Annotated in this window: 10 protein-coding genes and 1 pseudogene; 9 read left to right on the top strand and 2 right to left on the bottom strand. The window is 63.7% G+C overall.

All coding sequences use genetic code 11. The features are described 5' to 3' along the window. Window positions 1–254 precede the first annotated feature (254 nt). The 4 genes and pseudogenes from CXQ96_RS03935 to CXQ96_RS19030 all read left to right on the top strand — a co-directional run. On the top strand, window positions 255–776 hold the full coding sequence (locus CXQ96_RS03935) for an HAD family hydrolase (RefSeq protein WP_258058819.1): 522 nt from the start codon (window positions 255–257) through the stop codon (window positions 774–776). A gap of 136 nt (window positions 777–912) precedes the next feature. After that, complete coding sequence (locus tag CXQ96_RS03930) at window positions 913–1,881, top strand: 5'-nucleotidase (protein WP_104116720.1); 969 nt, start codon at window positions 913–915, stop codon at window positions 1,879–1,881. 248 nt (window positions 1,882–2,129) lie between these two features. After that, window positions 2,130–3,032, top strand: a complete 903-nt coding sequence (locus CXQ96_RS03925; protein ID WP_104116719.1) for a hypothetical protein — start codon at window positions 2,130–2,132, stop codon at window positions 3,030–3,032. Window positions 3,033–3,624: 592 nt separating this feature from the next. After that, window positions 3,625–4,101 (top strand): annotated as a pseudogene (locus CXQ96_RS19030) (helix-turn-helix domain-containing protein); the annotation flags it as partial. Between the two features lie 169 nt (window positions 4,102–4,270). Here the strand turns inward: CXQ96_RS19030 and CXQ96_RS18765 are convergent. After that, on the bottom strand, window positions 4,271–4,744 hold the full coding sequence (locus CXQ96_RS18765; protein WP_258058818.1) for a hypothetical protein: 474 nt from the start codon (window positions 4,742–4,744) through the stop codon (window positions 4,271–4,273). A 139-nt stretch (window positions 4,745–4,883) separates the two neighbouring features. Here CXQ96_RS18765 and CXQ96_RS03915 point away from each other — a divergent pair, with 139 nt between their 5' ends. Next, on the top strand, window positions 4,884–5,270 hold the full coding sequence (locus CXQ96_RS03915; RefSeq protein ID WP_104116717.1) for a hypothetical protein: 387 nt from the start codon (window positions 4,884–4,886) through the stop codon (window positions 5,268–5,270). Window positions 5,271–6,013: 743 nt separating this feature from the next. Here the strand turns inward: CXQ96_RS03915 and CXQ96_RS03910 are convergent. Further along, the gene (locus CXQ96_RS03910) at window positions 6,014–7,042 is read right to left on the bottom strand and encodes a LacI family DNA-binding transcriptional regulator (RefSeq protein WP_258058817.1); all 1,029 of its coding nucleotides are present in this window, start codon (window positions 7,040–7,042) and stop codon (window positions 6,014–6,016) included. Between the two features lie 95 nt (window positions 7,043–7,137). On the opposite strand from CXQ96_RS03910, the gene CXQ96_RS03905 reads away from it, so the two are divergent. The 4 genes from CXQ96_RS03905 to CXQ96_RS03890 all read left to right on the top strand — a co-directional run bounded on the left by CXQ96_RS03905 (window position 7,138) and on the right by CXQ96_RS03890 (window position 12,619). After that, a complete protein-coding gene (locus tag CXQ96_RS03905; protein WP_104116716.1) occupies window positions 7,138–8,076 on the top strand; it encodes a carbohydrate ABC transporter permease in 939 nt (312 codons plus the stop codon). A 71-nt stretch (window positions 8,077–8,147) separates the two neighbouring features. Continuing rightward, window positions 8,148–9,017 (top strand): carbohydrate ABC transporter permease, encoded by an 870-nt coding sequence (locus tag CXQ96_RS03900; protein ID WP_219816081.1) that lies wholly within the window; start codon window positions 8,148–8,150, stop codon window positions 9,015–9,017. A 49-nt stretch (window positions 9,018–9,066) separates the two neighbouring features. After that, the gene (locus tag CXQ96_RS03895) at window positions 9,067–10,416 is read left to right on the top strand and encodes an ABC transporter substrate-binding protein (protein WP_104116714.1); all 1,350 of its coding nucleotides are present in this window, start codon (window positions 9,067–9,069) and stop codon (window positions 10,414–10,416) included. A 154-nt stretch (window positions 10,417–10,570) separates the two neighbouring features. Next, on the top strand, window positions 10,571–12,619 hold the full coding sequence (locus CXQ96_RS03890) for a beta-galactosidase (protein ID WP_258058816.1): 2,049 nt from the start codon (window positions 10,571–10,573) through the stop codon (window positions 12,617–12,619). Window positions 12,620–12,624 lie beyond the last annotated feature (5 nt).

Here is a 12,624-nt window from a genome sequence, read left to right as displayed (position 1 = left end):
CAGAAGTGCGTTGGAGGAGCCGGGCAGTGTCGATTCTCGAAGTCGCCTGCACAACTTCCCAAAGTCGCCTGCACGGGCGCAGACCGACCGGCATACGGACGCCCGAAAGTGCTGGCAGGATTGCACGATGACGAAAATACGCTTGCCGGCTGAAGTGCGTGCCGTGGTGTTCGACGTCGGAGAAAACGCTGGTTGATGAATCGCGCGCGTGGTCAGCCCAGGCAGCGCGGGCTGGAGTTACGCCGTTTACGTTAATGGGGCTTCTTGGTGCACTCATCGCTCGGGACGAGGACCACCGACGTGTATGGGACATACTCGGGGTCGAGCGTCCAACCGCACCGCCACCGATCGAGCAAGCCGACCTGTACCCCGACGCGCTCACTTGCCTGCGCGCCGCTAAGCGAGCGGGCCTGTCGATCGGTATTGCCGGCAATCAACCAGCTGGTGTCGAAGCCCAGCTACGCGATGCTGGCTTCGATGTGGACTTCATTGCGTCCTCTGCCGCGTGGGGCGTAACGAAGCCTTCACCAGAGTTCTTTTCTCGAGTAGTTACCACAGCACAGCTTGATGCCCGGCAAATCCTTTACGTTGGTGACCGTCTCGACAACGATGTCCTGCCAGCCCGTAGGGCCGGTATGCGAACTGCGTTCATTCGTCGTGGCCCGTGGGGGCACCTCCACGCCCAACGCCCGGAGGTCGGTCTGGCCGACCTGCAGATCGAATCCCTGACTGAACTCTCTATGGCCTTCATCCAGCCTGGGACGTTGCCTCTTTGATCTAGATGCGCTGATGGACCGGCTTGCGGGCAGGCTAAAAGAACTGAGATCCCTCAAGCATCGAGTTACGTCCGGTAGCGTGATTGGAGGATGTTTCGCGGGGGAGCAGGAGCAACATGGCATACGATCTGGAAAAATGCTTGTAGTAGGAGTAGCTTCAAGTGCGCTCTTCGATTTGTCAGATGCTGACTCTGTTTTTCGCGAGCACGGGGAAGCGGTCTATCGCGAATATCAGGAAACTCATATCGACGAGGCGCTAGAGCCAGGGGTCGCTTTCCCTTTCATCAAGCGCCTTCTCTCGCTAAATGACCTTGCGCAAGGCGAGGTTCCGCTGGTGGAAGTCATCGTGCTCTCACGCAACGACCCGGAGACCGGCCTTCGCGTGATGCGATCCATAGCGCACCATGAGCTACCCATATCGCGCGCAATTTTCATGCAAGGACGATCGCCCTTCGCTTTCATGGGCGCTCTCAACATGTCCTTGTTCTTGTCTCAGAACAAGAACGACGTTCGGATCGCCATATCCAAGGGTTTTGCCGCTGGTCAGGTACTGGGCTTGCCCGCAGCCGATCTTGACGGCACTGACCTTCGCATCGCCTTCGACTTCGACGGAGTCCTCGCCGATGATTCGTCGGAACGGGTCATGCAGGCCGAAGGTTTGCCAGCGTTCCACGAAAACGAAACAAAACGTCTCACAGAGCCTCTTCCTGAGGGCCGGTTGTTTGAGTTCCTCCGCGGCATCAACCGCATTCAAGACATCGAGGAAAAGCTTGTGGAAGACCAAGCCGACTATAACCGCCGAGTACACGTCGCCATCGTTACAGCTCGTAACGCACCGTCTCATGAGCGAGTGGTTAGAACACTTCAGTCGTGGGGCGTTCGGGTCAATGATGCGTTCTTCCTTGGTGGAGTCGAGAAAGCCAAAGTATTGCGCGTCCTCAAACCACATGTGTTTTTTGACGACCAGTTGCGCCACCTTGAGGGTGCGGCCGATGAGATCCCCAGCGTGCATGTTCCGTTTGGAATTGTGAACGAACCATCAGATCCTGAGCTCAAGGATGAAGGGGACGCTGACAGCATGGTTGCGGCTGGCCTTAGCGGTTGACGCTCCATGACATGCGGGAATGTGACAGTGGAGGATCGCTTTGCGGGACCAACCGTGCACTGTAGTGGCTACTGACCCCGCCAGTTACCCGTCAAAAACTTCCGCCATCTTCGAAAAAGTCCACACTTCGGGTGTACTCGGCGCAACGCGACAACCGCCACCTTGGCCAGCTGTCGCCTGGCCAACTACTAGTCCATCTACCGGTAGTCGGAGAAGATGACGAGACGACACATCTAGAAGGGTGCGCAATGAGTATTCGGGCAGCAGCAGAGCAGTACGCGACCAACGACGTGGGCCTAGTCCTTGAGTGGGTGCTGCAAGAGGGCGACGGGACCTCGGAAACTCCTCCGTGGATGAGTGAGTACGACCGACTCGATATGAACAAAATTTTGATCAGCGCGGGGCTGATTCATAAGGAGCAGTCCGCTGCAGGAGAGTGGACGTTATCGACTCAAGGCCGGAAGATCGCCGAAGAGTTGGCTGCTGGTCGAAAGCCGAATGGCTGGCTTAGGCGTCAACTCATCATCCGCGCAATGCTGCGATGGATCGACGAGGAGGAACCACGGTTCGTTGCGGATTTCGTCGGCCAGTTGGTGGATGGCGTTGAGGTGACAGAACCCGAGGTCAACAGAGCGCTTAAGTACTTGAAGGATCATGACTTAGTGACGGGCAACGTTGTCGGCGACACCCTAATGACCCCGCGACTCACCGCTCTGGGTGATCGGGTAGGGGATCATGACGCCCTCCCCCAGCAGTTGCTGGATCAGACAGTAGGCGTGACGAATGATCACAGCAGTCACATAGATCAGAGCAACAATGTGAACGTTCAGCACAGTAACGTCGGTGCTGTGAGCGCAGGTAATAACGTCGTTCAAAGTGGTAACAGCGTCTCGGCTCAAGAGACAGAAGAACTGCTCGAGTTGATCAAAAGTATGAGGGAGCAGCTGGCCGCTCGATCAGATGCACCACCTTCGAGTGACGCCAAGCTAGATGCCTTGGAGGAAGCGGCTAGCGCGCCGTCCGCAGATAGATCACATCTGAAGGAGCTGTTGGGCGCCTTCCTCGCGTCTATCGGTACGAAGCTGGCTGAGAGTTCTTGGGCGGGAGTGGTGAAGTCCGTAGCGATGGTTGCTGCGATTATTGGGCTGTAGTAGGACCTGACAGGCCGGTCGTGTGCGACTTTTTCCCCGCTTCATGATGTTGCGACCAAAACGATCTGCCGTGAGTAGACCCAGGGCGCGGCCGGAAGGCCCAAGCTATGTATGGTGTGGGCGGCGGTTCGTCGCAGGTGATCCGCGCTCGAGGCTCTGAGGGTGCGACGAACCGCCCCGGCACCTAGGCGACGTCACCCCCTTCGCTCCTGTCGCTGGGCTTGCCGTGCTGGGCGGGTGGTACCCGCCCAGCACGGCGCCCATTTCTCCTACTCGGCGGCTAGTCCGTAGGCCATCAGTTCTTCTTCGGCGTGATTGTCCGCGAACGTCTCGCCTCCCTCGTGATCCTCGCTTTCGTCCAGCTCGTCGGTGTCCAGCTCGTCCGACACGTTGGTCCCATCAGTCGGCTTGGTGCCCGGTGATCGATCTTCTTAGGGAGCAGTCTCACTAGGTAGCGCGTAGGCCTTTCTCAACACTTGATTTGCCGTCGGTAAGCCGATCGTGAGCGTGCCTGCTCACGTCATCCAAGCTCACGGAGTAACGGTCTGGCTGCTTGAGGGGGGTCTGCATTACCGTCATCACTACTTCGACGATGGGGTCGGTGATGGATGAGGTCCAAGGATCTGTGGATGAGCGCGGTCTTCTGACCGCGAGCGATGAAGCATGGAACCAGGCGGTCCGGGCGGCTGCTGTCATCGGCCCGCTTGCAGCTCTTCCCCGTGTTGGTCGTGGCCAGGTAGGTGACGCGGCTGCGGCGTTGGGTGTGTCGTATCGGCCGGTGTATGTGCTCCTAGACCGGTGGCGTGAGGGTGGGTGTCTTGTCTCGGGTTTACTGCCGGCACGATCCAGCGGCGGCCGCGGCCGTACTCGCCTACCCGATGCTGTCGAGGCTATTGTCATCGCAGCGATCCGGAAGGGGTTCCTGACCCAGCAGAAGAGATCGGTCGCGGCCGTCCACAGGGACATCGTCGCGGCGTGCCGCGCTCAGGGGTTGCCGGCGCCATCGCGGATGACGGTCGAACGCAGGATCGCGCAGTTGGATCCGGTTGAACGGGTCACGCGGAGGCAGGGGCCGGACGCAAGGCGGTCGCATCTGTCGGCTGCGGGCCCGGTTCCGCCGGTGCGGCGTCCGTTGGATCAGGTGCAGATTGATCACACCGTCGTGGATCTCATCGTGGTCGATGCGCGTCACCGTCTTTCGATCGGTCGCCCGTGCGCAACTCTTGATGGTGAACTGTTCACCAGACACCTTTGTCACCCCTCGAACGACGGCCTTTCGACTGTGTCGACGAGTCCAGGCCCTTTTCCGGGTGGTAGTGCTTTTTGTCGTAGAGCTTGTCGTACGCCGTTCCGGTGTACTTCCAAACCTTCAGGGCCGAAGGCGTCGTTCCTGTGACGGTGCCGATGGCAGCTGCTACGGGGAGGTAGACCAGCAAGTAGACCATGACGATTGAGTACACGACTGTCACGACGAACTGGAGCGCAGCACGAACATGAGGATCGTGGTCGAACGGGACTGTCAGCCTGAGTTCCGTCGCGGCATATTGAAGCAGTTCCTCGCTTTGCCCCAAACGTTCGAACTGCCGCTCTAGCTCAGTGATTCCAACCCGATCCTCATCCTTTCGGATGGACTCGACTAGGGCATCGAATCGGGGTCCTTCAAAATCTCGAAAGATACCCCCAGGCCACTGGCTTTCGATTGCTTCTGCCACCACGTCATGGAGTTCGCCGCTCTTAGCGGTGTCGCTAAGTACATCCGCTGCATCTCTCAGGGAGTGGGGTGGGACTCGCTCGCTTAGCTTTTTAGGGACTGGTTGGCGTAGCGGAGCCTGTCGCGAGTCTCCGAATGCCGTGTTCGCCGGTAGGGACCCGACTGACCGCATAAGCGACTCAACAGCCGAGCGCCCCGACGCCATCGCAGCCACATCGGCAGTCAACGTACTCACCGGCAACGAACCAATCGACCGCATAAGCGACTCAACAGCCGAGCGCCCCGACGCCATCGCAGCCACATCGGCAGTCAACGTACTCACCGGCAACGAACCAATCGACCGCATAAGCGACTCAACAGCCGAGCGCCCCGACGCCATCGCAGCCACATCGGCAGTCAACGTACTCACCGGCAACGAACCAATCGACCGCATAAGCGACTCAACAGCCGAGCGCCCCGACGCCATCGCAGCCACATCGGCAGTCAACGTACTCACCGGCAACGAGATTTGCTTCAATGCTTGTTGAGCTGCTGATCCGCTGACACGATCATAGGCATCTCGGAAAGGCTTGCCGTTGGCACGGTCGAAAGCATCTCGGAAGGCCTTCCCACTCGCTTGGTCGATTGTTCTTTGGGTAATCGAATCGTCAGAATGGCTCACTAAGCGATTGTCCCCCACGCCAACGACATGGCACTGTCATCACTTGTCGATGAGGCAGCTGCGGGCCGCTTGGACAAGCCTCCTGTCCACAGGTGCACGGCATAAGCTCCCTCACGCTCCGCTGCTTATCCCGCACACAGGGGGATAGCAGGAACCAGGGGCCCGCCTGCACACACCCACCTGAGTCACCGACACGGGTAGCTCACCTCGAGCGAGCGGTGGCCGTGCACAGCCTCCACGGGTGCGGGGTGGGCCAGAACAAGCACTACCAGCAGAACCACGAAGAGTTCGTAGCGGGAAAACTGCTGGTCTTCTTCACGCGCAGGATCGACCGCTGTGCAAGTTCACTTTTGTGTCATCGATCCCTTGGGATACAAGCCGCGCCGGCGTGCCTCCGCCCTTCCCTCAGCTGATACTGCTCTCCCATACCGAAGAGCTCTCCTTACCGCCAAAACTGTCCAAAGCCGTGCACCTGTGGGTGAACCTCCAGATTTCCGACCCGTACGACGCGGGGTCGGATTACGAGACGGTTCTAAGGTCCTGCCGGCTTGAGTCCGAGGGTACGCGGTGATCGCCAGATAGACCTACCGAAGCTCGGGCGCAGCGCCGTCAACGCGCAGAGGTGCTCTCCCGCACCACCAGCCGCGTCGGCACGAGCTCCCGCCCCGGCTCCGTCGAGTTGTCCCGCATCTGCTTCAGCACCTTGTCCACGCAGCGCCGGCCCAGCTCCGCGAAGTCCTGATGCACCGTCGTCAGAGGCGGGCTGAAGGAGGTGCTGTCCGGGATGTCGTCGAACCCGACGATCGAGACGTCCTGCGGCACCCGAACGCCTTTCTCGTGGAACGCCCGCAGGATCCCCAGCGCCATCTGGTCGTTCGCCGCGAACACCGCGGTGCAGTCCGACTCCGCCAGTGTCAGGCCCGCGACATACCCCGAGTCCGCCGACCAGTCGCCGCGAAGCAGCGGCGGCTCGATAGAGCCACGAGCGGCAAGGGTCTCGCGCCACGCGTTGACGCGCCGTTCAGCAGCAAAGGACTCCGACGGCCCGGCCACGTGCCACACGGTCTCGTGCCCGAGGTCCAGCAGATGCTCCACAGCCTTCTGGGCGCCGTCGGCCTGGTCAGTGTCGATCACGCTGTAGCCGTCGCTCGCGTTCGAGTCCACCACCACGGCGTGCACGCCCGGAGGCAGCGGCACCGTCGCGGCATCCAGCAGGTGCACCTCCATCACCACGATGATCGCGTCCACCGCCAGCTCGTTCAGCCGCGAGAACGCTCCCCGCACACCGGCCTGCGTCGGCGCGGACACGGGGATCAGCGTGACGACGTAATCCTCCTCCGCGGCCCTCGCGGCAATCGCCTCCAAGGTGCGGACGTTGCCGGTGGTGGAGAGCGTGAAGAGCAGGACGCCGATGGTCCGGAAGCTCCCCCGCTTCAGCGCCCGCGCAGCACTGTTGGGCCTGTACCCGAGCTCGTCCATCGCGCGAATGACCTGCTGCCGCGTTGACTCGACCACACCCGGGCTGCCGTTGGACACCCGGGACACCGTCTGCGCCGAGACGCCGGCCAGGCGGGCGACGTCGGACATGGACACGCGACGTTCCTCTCGGACGAGGTGTTGACGCGGCGTGGAGGACATGTGACCATCGTAACAACAATGTTTGCGCAAACATCCAACTCGAAGCCCTGCTATGTTTACGCAAACATCACCGACAGAGTCAGAAGGAACCACCCATGACGACGGCGTCACCACCACCGGCCGCGCTCGGCACGCAGCCCAAGCCCGCGAAGCGAGCGCAGAAGCGCACCCAGAAGCGATCCTGGTCCGGCTGGCTCTTCATCGGCCCCTTCATGGCGGTCTTCGCGGTCGTCTTCCTCGCACCCATCGCCTACTCGATCTGGCTCAGCTTCTTCCGCAACCAGCTCGTGGGCGGCAACGGCTTCGTGGGCCTCGCCAACTACTCCCAGGCGCTGCAGGACTCCCAGTTCTGGTCCTCGCTCCTCCGCGTGACGCTGTTCCTCGCGGTGCAGGTGCCCGTGATGCTGCTGATCGCCCTCCTGGTGGCCCTGGCCCTGGACAGCGGCAGGCTCTACGGGAAGTCCTTCTTCCGGATCTCGATCTTCCTGCCGTACGCGGTTCCCGCCGTCGTCGCCAGCCTCATGTGGGGCTTCATGTACGGAACGCGGTTCGGCCTGGTGGGCAACATCAACAGTGCGCTCGGCATCAACCTGCCGAACCCGCTCTCCCCGGACCTGATCCTCGCCTCGATCGGCAACATCGTCACGTGGGAGTTCATCGGCTACAACATGCTGATCTTCTACTCGGCCCTCCGCGTGATCCCGAAGTCCCTGTACGAGGCCGCGGAGATCGACGGCGCCAGCCAGTTCCGCCTCGTCACCGCTATCAAGCTGCCCGCCATCCGCGGAGCCCTCGTGGTCGCGGCGATCTTCTCGGTGATCGGCAGCTTCCAGCTCTTCAATGAGCCGGCCATCCTGCAGAGCCTCGCGCCGAACTCCATCTCCACGTACTTCACCCCCAACCTCTACGCCTACTCGCTGAGCTTCTCCGGCCAGCAGTACAACTACTCCGCCACCGTGGCCATCATCATGGGCGTCATCACCATGGTCATCGCCTACGCAGTCCAGCTGCGCGGCATGCGGAAGGAGAGCTGACCATGAGCGTCGCCGTCGAACCCGCCCACACCCGCAAGGACCACCAGAAGCAGAAGCCCGGCTACGTGCGCATGAAGAGCACGCGCCGCGGCGTGGACAACCCGAGGCGCAGCGTCCTGCTGACCGTCCTCACGGGCATCGTCCTCATCTACAGCCTCATCCCGCTGGTCTGGCTGTTCATCAACTCCTCGAAGACCCAGGCAGATCTCTTCACCTCGTTCGGCCTCTGGTTCAGCGGCGACTTCGCCCTGTTCGGCAACATCGGCGACACCCTCACGTACGACGACGGCATCTTCGGCCGCTGGTTCCTCAACACCGTGCTGTACGTGGTGGTGGGCGCCGGCGGAGCGACGTTCCTCGCCGTCCTCGGCGGGTACGCCCTCGCGAAGTTCAACTTCCCTGGCAAGAAGGCCGTGTTCGCCGTCGTCATCGGCGCGGTGGCCGTTCCCGGCACCGCACTGGCGGTCCCCACGTTCCTCATGTTCAGCGAGATGGGCCTGACCAACACCCCATGGTCGGTGATCATCCCGTCCCTCATCTCGCCGTTCGGCCTGTACCTGATGTGGACGTTCGCCTCCGAGGCCATCCCCACCGAACTGCTGGAATCGGCCCGCATGGACGGCGCCGGCGAGTTCCGCACGTTCTTCCAGATCTGCCTGCCACTGCTGGGCCCTGGCATCGTCACGGTGTTGCTGTTCACCATGGTCGCCACGTGGAACAACTACTTCCTGCCGCTGATCATGCTCAAGGACCCGGCCTGGTACCCGCTGACCCTGGGCCTGAACGCCTGGAACGCGCAGGCGTCGACGGCGGGCGGTGAGGCGATCTTCAACCTCGTCATCACCGGTTCGCTTCTCACCATCCTGCCGCTCATCGCAGCGTTCCTGCTGCTGCAGCGCTACTGGCAGTCCGGCCTCAGCGCCGGCGCCGTCAAAGAGTAATCCCCTCCCGTTACCCCTTCCGAAAAACAATGAAGTGAAAAGGAACCCCATGAAGAGCAAAATCTCCCCGGCGGTGCTGCGCGGTTCGGCACTCGCCCTCGCGGCAGCCCTCACCCTCACCGCATGCGGTGGCGGCGGGAACGACGCCGGCGGCGCAGCACCCGAGGAAGTCAGCGCGGACGACGTCCAGGCAGCCCTCGAGGAGGGTGGCGACCTCACCATCTGGGCGTGGGAGCCCACCCTCGAGAAGGTCGTCGAGGACTTCGAGGCCGAGCACCCGAACGTGAACATCGACCTCGTGAACGCCGGAACGGGCAACGACCAGTACACCGCGCTGCAGAACGCGGTCGCGGCCGGCTCGGGCGTGCCCGACGTCGCGCAGATCGAGTACTTCGCGCTTCCCCAGTTCGCCCTGGCCGAGTCCGTCAAGGACCTCACCGGCTACGGCGCTGGCGACCTCGCCGACACGTTCAACCCCGGCCCGTGGAGCTCCGTCCAGGCGGGCGAGGGCATCTACGGCCTGCCGATGGACTCCGGGCCCATGGCCCTGTACTACAACACCGAAGTGTTCGAGAAGCACGGCGTCGAGGTCCCCACCACGTGGGACGAGTACGTCGAGGCAGCCCGCGCGCTCCACGCCGCGGACTCCAGCATCTACATCGCCAATGACACGGGCGACGCCGGCCTCACCACGAGCCTCATCTGGCAGGCAGGCGGCCAGCCCTACAAGGTGGACGGCACCGACGTCACCATCGACTTCTCCGACGAGGGTTCCACCAAGTTCGCCGAGACCTGGCAGCAGCTGCTCGACGAGGACCTCCTCTCGCCCATCACCTCCTGGAGCGACGAGTGGTACCAGGGCCTCGGCAACGGCACCATCGCCACCCTGGCCACCGGCGCCTGGATGCCCGGCAACTTCACCTCCGGCGTCCCCGCGGCGTCCGGCAAGTGGCGCGCGGCACCGCTCCCCCAGTGGGAAGAGGGCGGAACCGCGAGTGCCGAGAACGGCGGCAGCTCTCTGACCATCCCGACCGCGAGTGAGAAGGGCGCCCTCGCGTACGCCTTCCTCGACTACGCGAACGTGGGCGACGGCGTGCAGACCAGGATCGACGGCGGCGCGTTCCCCGCCACCGCGGCGGCCCTCGAATCGGAAGAGTTCCTCAACGCCGAGTTCGAGTACTTCGGCGGCCAGCAGGCCAACCAGATCTTCGCCGAATCCGCCCGCAACGTCCCCGAAGGCTGGTCCTACCTGCCCTTCCAGGCGTACGCCAACAGCATCTTCAACGACACCGCCGGCCAGGCCTACGTCTCCGACACCCCGCTGACCGAGGGCCTCAAGAGCTGGCAGGACGCCAGCATCAAGTACGGCTCCGAGCAGGGCTTCACCGTCTCGGAGTAGACGTCCCAGCAGCTCGACCAGACCCGGGTCGGGCGGGAGCTCGCGCACCCGCCCGGCCCGTTCCATATCTGCTACAACCCCGCTGCACCGAACCCGCAGCGGGAGCACCACCCGTGCATCGAACGCCTCACGAATCGCCTCTAGGAGCTGTACCGTGTCAACACCCACCACCCACCGCTGGCTGCGCTGGCCGTCCGAGCCCAACCGCAAGCGCATGGCCTTCGGCGCCGACTACAACCCGGAGCAGTGGCCGCGCGAGACGTGGGACGAGGACGTACGGCTCATGCGTGAGGCCGGCGTCAACGTGGTGTCCCTCGCGATCTTCTCCTGGGCGCGCCTGCAGCCCGAGCGGAACACCTGGAACTTCGCGTGGCTGGACGAGGTCATCGACCTGCTGCACGCCAACGGCATCGCCGTCGACCTCGCGACCGCCACCGCTTCCCCGCCACCGTGGCTCGCGACCGAGCACCCCGAGATCCTGCCCGTGACGGCCGACGGCGGCACCCTCTGGCCGGGCGCGCGCCAGCACTGGCGCCCCACCAGCCCCGTCTTCCGCGAGCACGCGCTGAACCTCGTGACCGCGATGGCCGAACGATACAAGGACCACCCCGCGGTCTGCGCGTGGCACGTCTCCAACGAGCTCGGCTGCCACAACATCTACGACTACTCCGACGACGCCGCCCGCGCCTTCCGCACCTGGCTCACTGAGCGCTACGGCAGCATCGACGCGCTGAACGACGCGTGGGGCACCGATTTCTGGTCCCAGCGCTACACGCGGTTCGAGCAGATCCTGCCCCCGCGGCAGACCGCCTCGCACCCGAACCCCACGCAGCAGCTCGACTTCAAGCGGTTCTCCTCGGACGCGCTCAAGCAGTACCTGCGCGAGGAACGCGACATTCTGCACCGCATCACGCCAGGCATCCCCGTCACCACCAACTTCATGGTCATGGGCGAGACCAAGGGCATGGACTACGCCGACTGGGCCGCCGAGGTGGACTTCGTCTCCAACGACCACTACTTCGTGCCCGGCCCGCAGGCCGTCGACGAGCTCTCCTTCTCCGCGAACCTGACCGGCAACATCGCCGCCGGCAAGCCCTGGTTCCTCATGGAGCACTCCACGAGCGCCGTGAACTGGCAGCCCATCAACACACCGAAGAAGCCCGGCGCACTGCGCCGCGACTCCCTCACGCACGTGGCCCACGGCGCTGACGCCGTCTGCTTCTTCCAGTGGCGGCAGTCCAAGGCCGGCGCCGAGAAGTTCCACTCCGCGATGGTCCCCCACGCGGGCGAGGACAGCCCGATCTTCCGCAGCGTCGTCGACCTCGGCCGTGAACTCGGCGAGCTCTCCGCCGTCGTCGGATCCCGCCGCAGCAAGGCGCCGGCCGCGATCCTCTTCGACTGGAACTCGTGGTGGGCCTCCGAGCAGGACTCCCACCCGTCCGACCGTCTGCGCTACAAGCAGGAAGCCCTCGACTGGTACTCCGCGTTCCTCGCCCTCGGCATCCGCGCCGACGTCGTCCCCTCCGCAGCAGACCTCAGCGGCTACGGGCTCGTCGTGGCGCCCATCCTGCACTCCGTCCCCGCGGCCCTGAAGGCGCGCCTCGAGGACTACGTGACCGGCGGCGGGCACCTCGTGGCCAGCTACTTCAGTGGCATCACCGACGAGAACGACCACATCTGGCTCGGCGGCTACCCGGGCGCCCTCGCGGACCTCCTCGGCGTGCGCATCGACGAATTCGGACCCCTGCTCGACGGCGAGACCGTGCAGCTGGACAACGGCACCACCGCGACGCTCTGGGCCGACCGCGTGCTGCCTCGCGCCGACGGCGTCGAGGTCCTCGCGCGCTACACCACGGGTGAGCACTCCGGCGACGCCGCCGTCACGCGCCGCACGGTCTCCTCCGACCCCGGAGCAGGCAGCGCGGCCTACGTGGGTGCGCGCCTCGGCGCGGCAGGCATCGAACCCGTCCTCGCGGACCTCGCCGCCCGCGCCGGGATCGAGAGCGAGCTTCCCGCCGACCTCCGCGGCGCCGTCGAGCAGGTGCTGCGCACCGACGACGACGCCGACTACGTCTTCCTCATCAACCGCACCGACGAACCGGTGGACATCGCCGGCGTCGACGGCGACACCCTCACGGGCGAGGAGTCCAAGCTGGCTCCCCGCTCCGTCGCCGTGCTCTCGAGGAAGGGACGCACCACCTAGCAGTG

Source organism: Arthrobacter sp. B1805 (assembly GCF_002929745.1).
Classification (GTDB): Bacteria; Actinomycetota; Actinomycetes; order Actinomycetales; family Micrococcaceae; genus Arthrobacter_D.
The sequence above is the reverse complement of the archived record's forward strand: the minus strand, read 5'-3'. Positions and strand labels throughout refer to the sequence as shown.